The sequence below is a fragment of the Negativicoccus succinicivorans genome, from assembly GCF_018372215.1.
Classification (GTDB): Bacteria; Bacillota; Negativicutes; order Veillonellales; family Negativicoccaceae; genus Negativicoccus.
Window position 1 is genome coordinate 1 of sequence record NZ_JAHAJN010000009.1, and the last position, 16,283, is coordinate 16,283.

Genomic DNA, 16,283 nt, shown 5'->3' on the forward strand with positions numbered 1-16,283 from the left:
TGCCGAACACAGTAGTTAAGCTCGTAAACGCCGAAAGTACTTGGCTGGAAACGGCCCGGGAGCATAGGTAGCTGCTGATTACGCGAAGAGACCGTCGAAATGACGGTCTCTTTTTTATTTAATAGTTGTTTTTGGAGTTTTCTTTTCTTCAATGATTTGGTATACTACAGAAGAAAAGGATGGAGGTTTTATCATGCGGTCTTTATACAAAACTTTATTGGATCCCGATTCCGCTTTGCACAAATGTATGAGCTACGGACTTACTTTTTTGTTTTTATTGGGAGCCATATTTCTGACGCCGGGGAAAGACCATTTGCCGGAAGGGATAGGGACTTTATTAATCGTATATATCCTCTACTATACGTTGCTGACGAAACGTATTTTGGAGACGCTGATTTTTGCCACCATGTTGGGAGTGGCGTTAAATACAGGGATCGGTGTAGTAGACGGGTTTAAAGAGCAGTTGTATAAGACCATGGCGGATGAAGATTTTTTGTGGATTGTTCTCATGTGCTGCTTTTTGAACGTATTTACAAAACTTCTTGGTAAAACTGGCGCATTGCATGCGTTTGCAAGATTGGTTAAACGTAAAGTGAAATCGGCGCGGCAATTAAATATGGCGACTTGGCTTATGCAATTTCCGTTGTTTTTTGATGATTACATGACGGTTACGATCGGCGGCAGTATTATGGCGCCGATGTATGATGAATTGGACGCTCCGCGGGAAGACGGCGCGTACTTGATCCATACTTTGGCGGAACCGTTGCGTGTACTGTTTCCGATTACTTCATGGGCGGCGTTTTTAGGCGGTGTGTTTGCTTCGGCGGGGCTTGCCGAAAACGGCAACGGCATGATGGCGTTTTTCCGCTCCATACCGTTCAGTTTCTATGCTATCGTTTCCATGATCGGCACATTTCTTTTTGCTGCCGGTTATTTACCGCGATTGGGCGGCTTGAAAACGCAACGAAAAGAATACTACGTGCCGATTGAAAATATGGAAGAGCAGGTCCCGGGTAAAAAAGATGGCGGGCTGCTGGACTTTTTCCTGCCGATTGTTTTCTTGATGGGCGTGGTTTGCTATTTTGAATTCGATACGGTGCCGGCGATGCTGGTGGTTTTACCGGTGACGGTTGGCTACTATTTATTGCGCAATATTATTCAATCGGAAGATATTGAAGAGTGTCTGATTGCCGGCTTCGCCGATTTTATGAGTTTGATTATTTTGTTCTGCGTGTCGTACATGCTCAATGATGTGTTGGTAGATCTGGGATATATCGATTACTTGGCAAATGTGGTACAGACCTTCGTTAGTCCGAATTTATTACCTTTCCTCGTGTTTGTCGTCTTTTGTATCTCGGAATGCATCATGTCGCTTAATTGGGGACTGATCTTAATTACATTCCCGATTTTGATTCCGGTATCATTGACCGTCGGTGCCAATCCGTACCTGGTAGGGGCGGCGATTATTTCGGCCGGCGCTTTCGGCTGTAATATGTGTTACATTTGCGATTACACGATGTTGACTTCATCGGTCTTTGGCTTAAAACCGGGTTACCACGCATCGACTTGCGTTGCTTACTCCGTTATCTTTGCGGCAATTTCCGCCGTGATGTATTTAATCGCGGGTTTTGTGTTCTAGTTTTCCGGCAAAGGTAATGTTGGGCAAGATAGTAGTGTGTAGCAAATTTATAGTGATATGGTAAAGGAGGAAGTTCTATGCAAGAGATCAGAGAATGTATTTATAAGTTTACTCCCGATATGCAGCCGGTTGCGACAGCTAAACCGGGTGAAGTGGTCAAATTTATAACCAAAGACTGCTACGACGGTCAGGTGCAAAAGCCGACGGATATTGCGGAAACGGTGGATTGGCAACATACGAATCCGGCGACCGGCCCACTTTACATCGAAGGCGCGGAACCGGGCGACGCGCTGGCGGTCGATATTTTGGATGTCACGGTGGCCGACCAGGGCGCGGTATGTTCGATTCCCGAATGCGGTCCATTTTGCGAAAAAAGCGAATTGCGCACGCACATTATGCGCATTGAAAACGGTTTGGTGCATTGGGACGCCAATGATATGGTATGGCCGTTGGATACGATGGTCGGCGTGATCGGTGTCGCGACTGATGAAAAAGAAATCTCTACCGGTTTTGTGGGAAATCACGGCGGCAATATGGATAGCCGCATCATCAAAAAAGGCGTAACGGTTTGGTTCCCGGTACGTGTTAAAGGCGGACTGCTGGCCATGGGCGATCTGCATGCCACGATGGCGGACGGCGAAGTTTGCGGCAACGGGATTGAAATCGCCGGTGAAGTGATCGTGCGCGTGCGTCTTTTGAAAAACTTCAAGCTGAATTGGACGGTTACGGAAACCAAAGATGCGTACTTTGTCAATACCTGCGGACCGACGTGCGATGACGCCATTCGCGAAGGATATTTGGAATTGCATCGCCTGATCAGCGATGCGTATGACTTGGACTACACGGATACCGCGATGTATATGTCCATTCAGGGATATCTCTGCGCCAACCAGGCTTGCCTTGTGGAAGAAGCCGGCGGTGACAGCTTCCGTGTCGGCACGCCGAAAGTGTTGAATAAAAAGCCGTTGATCGGATAAAAAGAAAAAGATTTACGTAAGAAAACTCCAAAAAGAGACCGTCACTGTGACGGTCTCTTTTTTTTACGTTTTTGTATATATTTCGGTTATCATTGCATTCGTTAAAGTAAAACGGTAAGATAAATGTAAAATAAAAGAAACGGAAGATGGCTATGGTAAAAAAGAACGGTAAAGTATTAGGCGTGCTCGGTGGGATGGGACCGGCGGCAGCGGCGGAATTTTTACGATTGCTGGCGGTTTACGCGCCGGCGGAAACGGATCAAGAGCACCCGACGGTAATTATGCTCGGCGACACGGATCTGCCCGATCGCAGCGCGGCCATGCTCGGCAAAGGAGCGGATCCCGGCCCGCAAATGCGAGACGACTTTGAAAAGTTGATCACATGGGGTGCGGACGTGCTTTGCGCACCATGCAATTCGGCGCATTATTTCATTGAACAATTTGCCGCTGAACTCACCGCGCCTCTGATCAATATCATGGACGTGACGTTGGCGGAGGCGGCGAAGCTTTCGCCTAAAGGGGCTTGGCTTTTGGGAACACAGGGAACATTGCGTTCCGGTTTGTACCAGAAAAAAGCGGCGGAACGAGGCTTTGCATTATACGATCCGTTGCCGCTTGCCGGTGAGTGGGCGGAGGAGTCATTGCGCTACATCAAATCGGGCAATTTCACGCTAGCGGGTGAACGCTTGCGTCAGGCGGCGGAGCTTTTGTGGCGTGAAAACGATGTGCCGCTCGTGTTGGCTTGTACGGAGTTGCCGTTGGCATACGGCGCGGCTCAACTTCCGGATCAGCGCGCGGTGTCCTCACTGGCAGCGTTGGCACGCGCCAGTTTGCGAGAATTATACACATGTGAATAAAGAGCCTGCGGGCTCTTTTTTATTTCTCAAAATGAGGCACGGTGACGACAGAAGTCATATCATTTATAATGAATAAAATTATTTTTGGTCGTTCTAATCTATTTATTATGGTATACTCTGATTATTACAGCTAAGGAGGGATAGGCATGGCGGAACCGAACGGTAACGTTGTTGGTACGGGGTATGATCAGACATTGAAAAGGGTGTTGACGCGTAAAGATTTAATTATTTATGGTATCGCGTTTATGACGCCGATCGCGCCGGCCTATATTTACGGCTATGCGACGATGACGACAGGGGGTACCTTGGCGTTCGCGTACGTCATTGCGATGGTCGCGATGCTTTTCACCGCGATGAGCTACGGTAAGATGGCCAATGCGTTTCCGGTCGCCGGTTCGACGTACTCGTATACGGAAAAAGGGATTAATCCCTATCTCGGATTTTTTGCGGGCTGGGCGATGTTTTTGGACTATGTCCTGGTGCTGCTGATTGTTTTTATGGTCGGGGCGGCGTATGCGCACTCGACGTTTCCTGCGATTCCGTACTATGCATATGTGCTCGGCATCGCGCTGGTGACTACCGTCGTCAACTATTTCGGCGTGGATATAGCGGCGAAAACAAATATGCTCTTAGTCGGGGTCATGGGCGTCATTGTTTTTCTATTTTGCGCCATGTGCGCATGGGCGCTGACAAACGGTGTCGGCGCGGGCACATTGATTTCAGCCGCACCGTTTCATCCGGAAAGCTCGCACTCGATCTCCGCGCTGGTAGCGGGCGCGGCGATTGCCTGCTTCTCGTTCCTGGGCTTTGATTCGATTACGACGATGGCGGAAGAAGCGGTTCGTCCGGAGAAAGATATCGGTGTCGCGGCGATGGCGGCTTGCCTTCTCGGCGGTCTGATCTTTATCTTGCAGGCTTACCTAGCGCAGCTCGTCTGGCCGGATTACACGACCTTCGCCTCGCAGGACACGGCGCTTTTTGAAGTGGCGCAGCTCGTCGGCGGCGAATGGCTCGCCATCACGTATACGATTGCGGTCATTATCTCCACGATGACGGCGGGACTTGCCGGTCAGTCCAGCGCGGCCCGCCTTTTGTACGGCATGGGACGCGACGGTTTGCTGCCGAAAACTTTTTTCGCGCATTTGCATGCGAAGTACAAAACGCCGACGTACAATATTTTGATTATGGCGGCGATCGGTGTATTCGGCGCGATTTTCCTCGACATCTCGATTGTGACCGAACTTCTGAATTTCGGCGGTTTGTTCGGTTTTATGTGCGTCAATCTCGCGGTCATTGTTTACCACTTCTGGCGGAAAAAAGAACGGCAAATATTCCGTTACTTTCTCGCGCCGCTCATCGGTTTCGCCGTGTGCGCGTATTTGTGGGCGAACCTTTCCACAACCTGTTTGATCGTCGGCGCGGTGTGGCTCTTCGTCGGCTTGATCTACCTGCTCGTTTCCACGCGCGGACTGCAACATAAACCTCCGGTCTTAAAAGAATAAATAAAAAACGGTAACTGCGTAGCGAATGGCAGTTACCGTTTTTTACCGATAAAATATTTTTACACTTCGCACGTATTTATATAGAACGCCTTTTATTACCGGTGACGGCCCGATAATGCAATGAGTTCACGTGAGGAAAGAGTACGACGTGACAGATGACTTGGTACAAACAAAAAAGAAGATATAAAGGGCACATGGAGCAAGTAAAAGAGTCGATTATGGTATAATATAGTCAAATGATTTCTTGTTTATAGAGCTGGAGGAGGCTATTATGAAAAGAATTTGGTGGATAGTAATTGCAGTTATCGCACTGGCGGGATTTTGGACAATCGGCCAGTACAACGGACTGGTTACTGCGAATGAACAGGTCAACGGCGCTTGGGCGCAAGTCGATACGCAGTTACAACGGCGCAACGATTTGATTCCGAACCTGGTCAATACGGTCAAAGGCTATGCGCAACACGAGCAGGCGGTCTTTGATAATGTATCGAATGCTCGCGCCAAGATGGCGGGCGCGCAGTCGGTCGCCGAAAAAGCGGAAGCCGATGCGCAACTGCAGAGCGCGTTGGGACGTTTATTTGCGGTCGTTGAAAATTATCCGAATTTGAAAGCGGACGCCAATTTCCGCGCGTTGCAGGACGAATTGGCCGGCACGGAAAACCGCATTGCCACATCGCGCCGTGATTACAACGGCACCGTACAGGCGTTCAATGCCCGGATTCGCCAATTCCCGACGAATATCGTGGCGGGATTGTTGGGTTTCAGCAGCCGTGACTATTTCCGCGCTTCGGAAAGCGCGCAAACTCCGCCGCAAGTTCAGTTTTAAGTAAGGACGTGCGGTGATGGAAAACACGCGCGTGCACATGACGGAAGTGCTGCGCCGGTGGGGGATATGGCTCGTTACCGTTTGCTGGCTGGTCATGGCGACGATTGTTCCCGCGGCAGCGGCGGCCGATGTAGCGACAGCGGAGCGATCGCCGTTATGGCCGAAAGCGACGGATACTCTGCCGGTGGAGCAGGGGTTGGTGCCGAGTCAGCCTAATCATCAGCCTTCGCCGCGGCAGACCGGTCCCGCGCAGACAGGCGCTGCCACCGACAATGTCTCGACGGCGCCTGTGACAACGCCCTATCCGGCACTGCGCGGCGATATTTATGCGCAGGATTTCGCGGGCATTTTGTCGCGCACAACGGTCCAAAAAATCCGCTCCGTCGGGCGCGCTTTGGAAGATAAAACCGGCGCCCAGGTCGTAGTAGCGACCATGCCGAGTATTCCCGACGGGGATATGCAAATGTATGCGACCGAGCTGTTTCGGCGCTGGGGGATCGGCAATAAAGCGAAGAACAACGGAATTTTGCTTTTGGTCGTGCCGTCCGCCAAACAGGTGCGTATTGAGGTCGGTTACGGCATGGAAGGCGCCCTCAATGACGCGAAAGCGGGCGAGATTTTAGATCGCTACTTTGTTCCCTACGCTAAGCAAAATCAATTCGAGCAGGGCATCTTGCAAACCTACGGCGCTTTGGTCGGCGTGACGATGCAGGAATACGGTATCACGGAGAAAGATTTAGGCACGCCGGGACGGGTCGAGAAACCGGAACGGCAAAGCGGTTCCGTATGGCCGCTGGCGTTTTTGATCGGGGTTCTGATGTTGGACGGGATCTTTAATCGCGGTCGTCTGACGCGTATCCTGCTGCTGATGTTCTTCTCGCGCGGCGGCGGGGGAGGTTCCGGCGGTGGCGGCGGCTTCGGGGGCGGTTTTCGCGGTGGCGGAGGCGGCAGCTCCGGTGGCGGCGGCGCCGGCCGATCATGGTAAGTTGAGGCGGAGATCACTCCGCCTTTTTGATTGCAGTTGGAAAAATGATTTTGCGCAGTGACCGCGCCGCTTAAGTTTACATCACAGGTTTACTTTGTTAGAATAGATGTAATTATATTCACGTGGAAAAGCATCCTCTCAATTGACAATAAAGGGTAGAATCGCTATAATAAGAAAGTCGAGGTTCAGCATGAAAGTATCCATTGATGCCGCCATCGCTCATCCCGGAGAACGTATTGCGTATGCGTTTACCTTACCGCAGAAAGAATTCGCGGATGATCCGGAATTGCAAGGCTTATTGGCGCCCGTGGAAATCCGCGGTGAATATTGGTATGATGGGGAACGCTTGCATTGGGAAGGGGAACTGACCACTCGCATGCAAGGCGTTTGTACACGTTGCTTGGATGAATTTGAACGGGAGATCCGCGTGCCCGTTTATGAACGATTTGTCCGTGAACCGGAAAAAGATGCGGATGCACTTGGATACGACGGCCTGACCGTGGATGTACGATCTCTTGTTCGGGATACGTTGCTCATTGAGGAGCCGGTTCAAGTGCTGTGTCGGGAAGATTGTCAAGGTCTTTGTCCGCACTGCGGAACGAATTTAAATGAAGGATCTTGCGATTGCAGCGACACGGAAATCGACCCTCGCTGGGCGGCTCTGGCTGCCTGGAAGCAAAGTAGCAGGAACGAGTAAAGAGGAGGTGCAACCATGGCAGTACCGAAGCGTAAAATGTCGAAAAGTCGTCGCGATCGTCGTCGCGCGAACTGGAAATTGACGGCCCCGGGCTTGATTGAATGCCCGCAGTGCCACGAGATGATCATGCCGCACCGTGTGTGCAAATATTGTGGTCATTACAAAGGCAAAGCCGTAATGGATGTGCAGTAAGGACGACAAAAAAGGAATGGAGACTTCCATTCCTTTTTTTATACTGTCTCGTAAGACGGATTATAGAACAAGCTTTTGAAAACGCGCGTTTTCATGAAATAAGCGGAAGTGATCCTGCGAGCGCGCCGCATCGGCAACGGTCGGATCCGCTGCCATCGCGCGCTCTAAATAGTTAAGCGCCGGCTCTGTTTCACCGCGATCGGCGTAAATCGTCGCGATACCGTACAATGTCCAAGCGTTTTTCGGCTCCTTTTTCAGCACGTTTTGAAAATGGGTGAGGGCGTCGTCAAGTTGTCCTTGTAACTTATAATACATGGCCCAATTATATTCGACGGCGGGAATCCCGGGCGCCAGATCGGAGGCGCGCGTCAGATCGTTGCGCGCTTCTTCGTAACGCCCATCCAACGCGCGTACCAAACCGCGATCGGCGTACGCGCGGTAATCCTGCGGGGCGACTTTGATCGCTTCCGTAAAATGTGTTTCGGCAGCGGCGTAATTTCCCGCCTGCATGCTTGTGACGCCTTCTCGCCAAGCGGGCGGCGGTTGCGGGACGGTTTGCGCGGCGTTTGTCGCCGCGGTTGGTGCGGGCGGCGCATCCTGGCCGCAGCCGCTCAGACAAAGACAAAGCAGAATGACAAATAAGTAGGGCATCATTGCCTCCCATATGGAAATAGTTTATACAAAAAATAAAAGCGTATTTATATTATAATTATACATGAGTTATACTGGTACTATGTCGGTACGTATTATGAATGATGCGGATACTCTGCCGGCGCGTAAAGGCGGTTGAGAAGATGACGGGATTGAAAAAGATTATTCAGGCGGATGCGTCGAGCGGGATTCTGCTGATGATCGCATCTGCATTCGGACTGATCGTTGCGAATAGCAGTCTGGCTGGTTCCTATTTCAGCTTTTTGAATCAGCCTTTCGGCGGTCTTACACCTTTACTTTGGATCAATGATCTCTTGATGGCGTTTTTCTTTTTATACGTCGGCCTGGAAATTAAACGTGAAATCTATGAGGGTGATTTGAGGGAACGTTCCGCACGCATGTTGCCTGGGATTGCCGCTTTCTGCGGTTTAGTCGTTCCGTCAGCGATTTACCTTATTTTTAATCCGTTGGGAAGTGATACGGCGCACGGCTGGGCGATTCCGGCTGCGACCGATATCGCATTTGCGTTAGGCGTTTTGGCATTGCTGGGGAAACGCGTGCCGCGTTCGCTTAAAATTTTCTTGACGGCGTTGGCGATTATTGATGATTTATTGGCGATTTTAATTATTGCATTTTTTTATACGAATGAAGTGGCGTTCACCTATCTTCTGGTGGGCGCGGTCATAGTGGCGATGTTGCTCTTTTTAAATCGTCGTCAGGTGGGTAACGCCGTGCCGTATGCCATATTGGGCTCTATTTTATGGTATTGCTTCCTGCGTTCCGGCGTGCATGCCACGATTGCAGGCGTTGTTTTGGCGCTGACGATTCCGCTGACCGCAAAGACGAAATCGGGCGGCGTGATGCATATTCTCGACGCCTGGATGGGAGCATTGCATTTGCCTGTGTTTTTCATCATCTTGCCGATCTTCGGATTTGCGAATGCCGGTGTGTCGTTCAATGGTTTCCATTGGGGCGACCTTTTGGATCCGGTAGTGCTCGGCATCGCCTTAGGTTTATTCGTCGGTAAACAGATCGGAGTCTTCGCCGCGTTTTACGGTTTGGTAAAAACGGGTTATGCGGGCATGCTTACCGGCGCTCGTTGGGAGCATGTGTACGGTTGTTCCATTTTATGCGGGATTGGCTTTACCATGGGACTTTTCGTCACGATGTTGGCGTTTGTCAATCCGGCGTTTCAAGATCAGGCTAAAATCGGTATATTTGCCGGATCGCTTCTCTCGGCTTTGGCCGGCTACGGTGTGTTGGCGCATGCCGCGCGTAAGACCGATCCGAGTGAGCAACGACCGACATTGGGCGGGCAGATGTAACGGGTATAATATTATTCAGCAGTAGTTTAACAATGGTAGTGGAGGCAGCAGATGAAATCGGTAGAAGAACAGTTAGCGCAAATGAGTTTCGGTGCGGCGGAAATTTTGCCGCTGGATGAATTACGTAAAAAATTGGAGCGTGCGGTTGCAACGAATACGCCGCTGCGGGTTAAATTGGGTTTAGATCCTTCCGCGCCGGATATTCACCTCGGACACACGGTAGTCTTGCGCAAACTCAAACAGTTTCAGGACTTGGGACATCAGATCGTTTTGATCATCGGCGACTTTACGGGCCGTATCGGCGATCCAAGCGGCAAAAGCACGGCGCGTAAACCGTTAACGGAAGAACAGGTCTTGGCCAATGCGAAGACGTACGAAGATCAAATTTTCAAAATTTTAGATCGTGATAAAACGGAAGTTCATTTCAACAGCGAATGGCTCGGTAAAATGAACTTTGCCGACGTTTTGACGCTCGCGGCGAAATATACGGTTGCCCGCATGTTGGAACGCGATGACTTCCAAAAACGTTATACCGAAGGACGGCCGATTTCGCTGCATGAATTTATGTACCCGCTGATGCAGGGTTACGACTCGATCGCGATCAAAGCGGATATCGAATTCGGCGGTACCGACCAGAAGTTTAACCTGATTGTCGGCCGTCATTTGCAAAGCGAAACCGGTATGGAGCCGCAGGTCGTTATCACGATGCCGCTTTTGGAAGGTTTGGACGGCGTCCAGAAGATGAGCAAGAGCCTCGGCAACTACATCGGTATCGATGAAGAGCCGACGGAAATGTACGGCAAAGCGATGTCGATTCCGGACGAATTGATGGCGCGCTACTTCATGTTGGTGACGGATATGCCGCGCGAAGAGCAGGAACAACTGGCGCAGGGTCTCAAAGACGGCAGCGTTCATCCGCGCGACGCCAAAATGCTGCTCGCCAAAACGATTGTCGAACTGTACCATGGCGCCGCGGCGGCTGAAGCGGCGGAACAGGAATTTGTCCGCGTTTTCCAGGAACGCGATCTGCCGAGCGAGATTGAAGAACTTTCGATTGATGCGGGTGAAGTCTGGTTGCCGCAATTGTTAAATACGGCCGGCATGGTCTCGAGCAACAGTGAAGGTAAACGCATGATTCAACAGGGATCCGTTCGCGTCAACGGCGAAAAGGTCACCGAAGAAAATTACACATTACAAAACGATGATGTTTTACAGGTCGGTAAGCGTAAATATCGTCGTATTCGTTTGGGTTAAAACCGTCATTAAAAGGAGCTCGCATGAGCTCTTTTTTGTATGCAAAAACAGGATAGCTGAACGAACTTTATGCAAATCTTGAAAGTCGATCAATAGTGCTTGACAGAAATTTAAATAGAATATACTATAAACTTGACTTTGATATATAGTATACTCTTTTACTGTTCGGGTTTTGAAAGGAGAGCAAAATGGATAAAGAGAAAGCGTATGTACTTTGGTTTGACGACTTGCGTCGTTCGGACGTCGATTTAGTCGGCGGCAAATCATCTTCCCTGGGGGAACTTACCTCGCAGACGAAGGTACCGGTACCGTACGGTTTTGCCACGACGGCGCACGGCTATCGTTACTTTATGGAAGAATCCGGCGCGGATGCCAAAGTAAAAGAATTGCTTGAAAATTTGACGGATGTGGAAGACTCGGCGCAGTTGCGTGATGTTTGCGCGCAAATTCGCGAAGCGATCATGGCCGTAAAAATGCCGCAGGAATTGCAAGATGCCATCGGCAATGCCTACGATGAATTAGCGAAAAAAGTCGGCGAAAAGACGCCGTTTGTAGCGGTTCGTTCCAGCGCGACGGCGGAAGATTTACCTGACGCCAGCTTTGCCGGTCAGCAGGATACCTATTTGAACGTCAAAGGCAAAAAAGAAGTGATTGCCCGCGTTAAAGAATGCTACGCTTCCACCTTCACCGACCGCGCTGTGTACTACCGTGTAAAACAGGGCTTCGATCATCTCGAAGTGGCGCTTTCGGCCGTCGTTCAAATGATGGTATTCTCGGAAGCATCGGGCGTTATGTTTACGGTTGATCTGGCTACCGGCAATGATCAAAACATCATGATTGAAGGCGCTTGGGGCTTGGGCGAATACGTTGTTCAGGGTACGGTAACGCCGGACAGCTTCCTTGTCAACAAACAGGATCTCACGATCACGGAAAAACATATCAACGAAAAACCGATTATGCTCACCCGCAAACCGGGCAGCGGCGTCATCGAACAGAACGTCGCTCCGGAAAAAGCGAAACAGCAGGTTATTTCCGACGAACAGGTCGTAGAACTCGCGCGCTATGCGCTGGCGATTGAGAAACACTACGGCTGCTACATGGATATCGAATGGGGCGTCGATGAACGCGACGGCTCGATCAAGATTCTCCAGGCGCGTCCGGAAACCGTTTGGTCGAAGAAAAATAAAGAAAAGAAGCAGGACAATCCGGCGGAAGCCGATTATACGACAGATCGTAAACCGCTCTTGAAAGGCTTGCCGGCCAGCCCGGGACGCGTGGGCGGTAAAGCGCACGTCATCTTGGATCCGGCGTTGATTGATACGTTCAAAGAAGGCGAAATTCTGATCACGAAAATGACCGCGCCCGACTGGGTTCCGGCCATGAAGAAGGCGAAAGCGATTGTTACCGATGCGGGCGGCATGACCTGCCACGCGTCGATCGTTAGCCGCGAATTGGGCATTCCGTGTATTGTCGGTACGCAGAGCCGCGGCGATGCGGCGACGCAAACGATTCAGGACAGCGCGATGATTACAGTCGATGCGACGAACGGTATCGTTTATGACGGCCTGATCGAAGACCTCGTTAAACAACCGCAAGCAACGGAACAGACCGCGGCAGCGGCGGAATATTTCCCGGCGACCGGCACGAAAGTATACATGAACCTCGGCGATCCGGACTTGGCGGAAAAACACGGGCAGTTGCCGTGTGACGGCATCGGTCTGATGCGCGAAGAATTTATCTGGACCACCTTCATTCACGAACATCCGTTGTACCTGATCGAAATCGGTCATCCGGAACGTGTGGTCGACAGTTTGGCGGACGGCATTCGCAAAGTGTGCCAGGCGATGGCGCCGCGTCCGGTCACCTTGCGTTTCAGCGATTTCAAATCGAGTGAATACCGCGACCTCAAAGGCGGCGACAAATATGAACCGCATGAACCGAGCGCGCTCTTAGGCTGGCGCGGCGCGTCGCGGTATTACGACCCCACCTATATCGAAGCATTCAAATTGGAATTGGCGGCGGTTCGCAAAGTACGTGAAGAATACGGCTTCAAGAATTTGAACGTCATGATCCCGTTCTGCCGTACTGTGGAAGAAGCTCGCATTATCACCGACTTGATGGCGGCCGAAGGCTTGCGTCGCGGTCCGGACTTCAAAGTTTGGCTGATGGCGGAAATTCCTTCCAACATTATTTTGGCGGATCAGTTCAATGAATTTGTGGACGGCTATTCGATCGGCTCGAACGATCTCACGATGCTGATACTCGGTTGCGATCGCGATAACGATACCGTTTCGCACATTTACGATGAACGCAATCTGGCAGTACGTCGTGCCATTCGCCACTTGATCGAAACGGCGCATCGTGACGGTAAAACCGTTTCGATTTGCGGGCAAGCGCCGTCGGTATATCCTGACTTCACGGCATTCCTGATCAGTCAAGGCATCGATTCCGTATCGGTTAACCCGGATATGGTCAAAGCGACCAAGAAAATGGTCGCGCAACTGGAACAACGTATTTTGTTGGATGCGGTGACCGGCAAAGGTCGCGTGCCCAATCAGGAAGAACTTAAATGGTAATAAAAAAATGCCCCGTAACGGGGCATTTTTTGTATAATAGAGTTAGGTGGTGAGAACGAAGTGCTTTCGGAGAGACAGGAAAAAATCGCCGAAATGGTGCGTGAGGACGGACCGATCTCGGGCCATGCGATCGCGAAACGTCTTTCGGTAACGCGGGCAGCGTTGCGCAGTGATCTTGCGATTTTAACGATGCTGGGGATTTTAGACGCGCGGCCGAAGATGGGATATTTCTATGTCGGAAACGAATCGGATAATCTCCTGGCCGATCAAATTCGCTCGATGACAGTTTCGCAATGCTTGTCACAACCGGTTATGGTGCCTCAGGACGCGTCCGCGTATGATGCGATTGTGACGATGTTTACGGAAGACGTGGGAACTTTATTTGTCGGCACGCAACAGGAATTGGCGGGGGTTATTTCGCGCAAAGACCTCCTTAAAGCAGCTATGGGCAAACGAGAACTCACTACCCTGCCGGTGCGGTTGGTCATGACGTCCAGCAGTCGTCTGATTTATGTGGAAATGAATGACGATGTGTTATCGGCGGCCCAAAAAATGATTGATTACGAGGTGGATTGTCTGCCGGTAGTCGATGTTACGGAAAAGGCGGGCGAAAAAATCTATCGGGTGCGCGGCCGTATTTCCAAGACGGGGATGACCCGTTTGTTGGTGGATATCGGTCGAGGCAAGGGAAGAGGAGTGAAAAAATGAAAGTACCGACAATCTATGTGCTTTCGGATTCATTGGGCGAAACGGCGGAAAACGTCGCACGGGCTACGATCAGCCAGTTTGACAAGGAAGATATTGACATCATTCGGGTGCCGTATATCCGCACGATAGAGCAGGTCGAAGATGCGGTGCGCGAAGCGCAGGCGAATGAAGGCATCATTTGTCATACGATCGTCTCCGAAGAACTGCGTTCCAATTTTGAAGAGATCGCTCGGCAATACAAGGTGACATCGGTCGATATTATGGGTCCGATGTTGCGTGCGGTTGAAGTGATTGCCGGAACCAAACCGCGCATGCAACCGGGTATGGTTCACAAGCTCGACCAGGAATATTTCAAAAAAGTGGAAGCCATCGAATTCGCGGTTAAATATGATGACGGTAAAAATCCGGCCGGATTTTTAAAAGCCGACATCGTCATTATCGGTGTGTCGCGTACTTCGAAAACGCCGCTTTCCATGTATTTGGCGCATAAAAAAATCAAAGCGGCGAACTTGCCGCTGGTTCCGGAAGTGCCGTTGCCGGAAGAATTATTCCAGCTGCCTTCCCATAAAATTGTCGGTTTGATTATCGATCCGGGTAAACTCAATACGATTCGCAGCGAACGGTTAAAATCCATGGGACTTGCCGACGGAGCAAGCTATGCGGCGCTGGATCGCATTCGGGAAGAGTTGACGTATGCGCGTGAGATTATGCGCAAACTGCACTGTCCGGTGATCGACGTATCCACGAAAGCGATTGAAGAAACGGCCAATCGGGTTATGGAAATCATTGAACGCAACCGCCGTTTACACGGGTGAGGTGAACTATGCAAATCCGTGAAGTGACCGAAGAACGCGAAGTCAAATATTTAGCGACGCACGCGGCCCACAGCCGTGACGCCGTGCGTGACCGTCCGCAGGACAAGGACCCTTTGCGCACCGAATATCAACGGGATCGGGACCGGATTTTGCATAGCAAGGCGTTTCGACGCTTGAAACACAAGACGCAGGTATATATCGCGCCGACAGATCATTATCGCACGCGCATGACGCATACGTTGGAAGTGAGTCAAATCGCGCGGACGATGGCGCGCGCGTTGCGCTTGAATGAAGATTTGACGGAAGCGATCGCCTTGGGGCATGACGTGGGGCACACGCCGTTCGGTCATGTCGGTGAATTTGCGATTCGCGATCTGTTCGGACATTTTCATCATAATGAGCAAAGTCTGCGCGTGTTGGATGTGCTGGAAAAGCACGGCGCCGGTTTGAATTTGACGCAGGCCGTACGTGATGGTATTTTGAATCATACGGGACCAAATTTGCCGCAGACATTAGAAGGGCAGCTGGTTCGTTACAGTGACCGTATTGCCTACTTATGCCACGATTTTGATGATGCGGAGCGGGCGGGTATGCTCACGGCGGACGATTTGCCGCTGGAAGTGCAACGCCGTTTCGGAACGACGCATTCATCCATGATCACGGCGATGGTAAGCGACCTGGTGTATTCATCGTTGGATCGGGACTGTATTATCATGCCGGACGCCACGCAGGCGGTCATGCGCATATTTCGCGAATTCATGTTCGCCAATGTTTATCAGGCGCCGGCGCTGGTGCCGGATCGTAAACGCGGTTACCGCTTGGTACAGGAGCTTTGCCGCTACTATTTGGAAGATCCCGCGCGCTTGCCGGAGGAACATCAGCCGAACGAAATTCCGGTCGCAACGGCGGTGATTGATTATGTAGCCGGCTTGACGGACGAGTATGCGATTCGTTTATATCAAGACACGTTTTTGCCGCGCTATTGGGATGTTAAATAAAAAACCGCCTGCGGGCGGTTTTTATATATGACGAAAACAGGCATTAAAAAAACCGCCCGCAGGCGGTTTTTAGTTTGTCTTAAGGACGTTCCACTTTGCCGGAACGAAGGCACCGAGTGCAGACGTTCTGTCGCGTGGTTTGACCGTTGAGAACAACACGTACACGTTGAATATTCGGTTTCCAGGTTCGTTTCGTTTTCAAATGTGAGTGGCTGACGTTCATACCGGTTTGCGTACCTTTACCACAAACTTCGCAATAATTTGCCATTATCTACACCTCC

16 protein-coding genes and 1 rRNA gene are annotated in these 16,283 nt (G+C 50.9%); 15 read left to right on the forward strand and 2 right to left on the reverse strand.

The window, feature by feature from the left end; all coding sequences use genetic code 11:
* From rrf to rpmF, 9 genes are all read left to right on the forward strand, one after another.
* Positions 1–80, forward strand: a 5S ribosomal RNA gene (gene rrf / locus KIB08_RS06970); the annotation flags it as partial.
* A 113-nt stretch (positions 81–193) separates the two neighbouring features.
* A complete protein-coding gene (locus tag KIB08_RS05455) occupies positions 194–1,639 on the forward strand; it encodes a Na+/H+ antiporter NhaC family protein (RefSeq protein WP_303990569.1) in 1,446 nt (481 codons plus the stop codon).
* 77 nt (positions 1,640–1,716) lie between these two features.
* Positions 1,717–2,616: an acetamidase/formamidase family protein gene (locus KIB08_RS05460; RefSeq protein ID WP_303990572.1), complete on the forward strand. Its 900-nt coding sequence runs from the start codon at positions 1,717–1,719 to the stop codon at positions 2,614–2,616.
* 152 nt (positions 2,617–2,768) lie between these two features.
* Positions 2,769–3,473, forward strand: coding sequence for an aspartate/glutamate racemase family protein (locus tag KIB08_RS05465; RefSeq protein WP_303990574.1), 705 nt, complete (start codon positions 2,769–2,771; stop codon positions 3,471–3,473).
* Positions 3,474–3,619: 146 nt separating this feature from the next.
* Positions 3,620–4,975 carry an APC family permease gene (locus tag KIB08_RS05470; RefSeq protein WP_303990577.1) on the forward strand — a complete coding sequence of 452 codons (1,356 nt, stop codon included), beginning with the start codon at positions 3,620–3,622 and terminating at the stop codon, positions 4,973–4,975.
* Positions 4,976–5,246: 271 nt separating this feature from the next.
* Positions 5,247–5,801 carry a LemA family protein gene (locus KIB08_RS05475; protein WP_303990580.1) on the forward strand — a complete coding sequence of 185 codons (555 nt, stop codon included), beginning with the start codon at positions 5,247–5,249 and terminating at the stop codon, positions 5,799–5,801.
* Between the two features lie 16 nt (positions 5,802–5,817).
* Complete coding sequence (locus KIB08_RS05480) at positions 5,818–6,786, forward strand: TPM domain-containing protein (RefSeq protein WP_303990687.1); 969 nt, start codon at positions 5,818–5,820, stop codon at positions 6,784–6,786.
* A gap of 190 nt (positions 6,787–6,976) precedes the next feature.
* A complete protein-coding gene (locus KIB08_RS05485) occupies positions 6,977–7,483 on the forward strand; it encodes a YceD family protein (protein WP_303990582.1) in 507 nt (168 codons plus the stop codon).
* Between the two features lie 15 nt (positions 7,484–7,498).
* On the forward strand, positions 7,499–7,675 hold the full coding sequence (gene rpmF, locus KIB08_RS05490; protein ID WP_060803419.1) for a 50S ribosomal protein L32: 177 nt from the start codon (positions 7,499–7,501) through the stop codon (positions 7,673–7,675).
* A gap of 60 nt (positions 7,676–7,735) precedes the next feature.
* On the opposite strand, the gene KIB08_RS05495 is transcribed toward rpmF, so the two are convergent.
* A complete protein-coding gene (locus KIB08_RS05495) occupies positions 7,736–8,326 on the reverse strand; it encodes a tetratricopeptide repeat protein (protein ID WP_303990588.1) in 591 nt (196 codons plus the stop codon).
* 143 nt (positions 8,327–8,469) lie between these two features.
* Here KIB08_RS05495 and nhaA point away from each other — a divergent pair, with 143 nt between their 5' ends.
* The 6 genes from nhaA to KIB08_RS05525 all read left to right on the forward strand — a co-directional run bounded on the left by nhaA (position 8,470) and on the right by KIB08_RS05525 (position 16,002).
* Complete coding sequence (nhaA, locus tag KIB08_RS05500; protein WP_303990590.1) at positions 8,470–9,651, forward strand: Na+/H+ antiporter NhaA; 1,182 nt, start codon at positions 8,470–8,472, stop codon at positions 9,649–9,651.
* Positions 9,652–9,702: 51 nt separating this feature from the next.
* Entirely contained in the window at positions 9,703–10,905 is a 1,203-nt protein-coding gene (tyrS, locus tag KIB08_RS05505) for a tyrosine--tRNA ligase (protein WP_303990593.1), read from the forward strand.
* A 188-nt stretch (positions 10,906–11,093) separates the two neighbouring features.
* Positions 11,094–13,481 (forward strand): phosphoenolpyruvate synthase, encoded by a 2,388-nt coding sequence (gene ppsA, locus KIB08_RS05510; RefSeq protein ID WP_303990596.1) that lies wholly within the window; start codon positions 11,094–11,096, stop codon positions 13,479–13,481.
* Between the two features lie 60 nt (positions 13,482–13,541).
* Positions 13,542–14,189, forward strand: a complete 648-nt coding sequence (locus tag KIB08_RS05515) for a helix-turn-helix transcriptional regulator (RefSeq protein WP_075939065.1) — start codon at positions 13,542–13,544, stop codon at positions 14,187–14,189.
* Complete coding sequence (locus KIB08_RS05520; RefSeq protein WP_303990599.1) at positions 14,186–15,004, forward strand: pyruvate, water dikinase regulatory protein; 819 nt, start codon at positions 14,186–14,188, stop codon at positions 15,002–15,004. The genes KIB08_RS05515 and KIB08_RS05520 overlap by 4 nt, the downstream gene beginning before the upstream one ends.
* 8 nt (positions 15,005–15,012) lie before the next feature.
* Positions 15,013–16,002 carry a deoxyguanosinetriphosphate triphosphohydrolase gene (locus KIB08_RS05525; RefSeq protein WP_303990602.1) on the forward strand — a complete coding sequence of 330 codons (990 nt, stop codon included), beginning with the start codon at positions 15,013–15,015 and terminating at the stop codon, positions 16,000–16,002.
* A 79-nt stretch (positions 16,003–16,081) separates the two neighbouring features.
* Here KIB08_RS05525 and rpmB read toward each other — a convergent pair whose 3' ends face one another.
* Entirely contained in the window at positions 16,082–16,270 is a 189-nt protein-coding gene (rpmB, locus tag KIB08_RS05530; RefSeq protein WP_024049106.1) for a 50S ribosomal protein L28, read from the reverse strand.
* Positions 16,271–16,283: the final 13 nt, after the last annotated feature.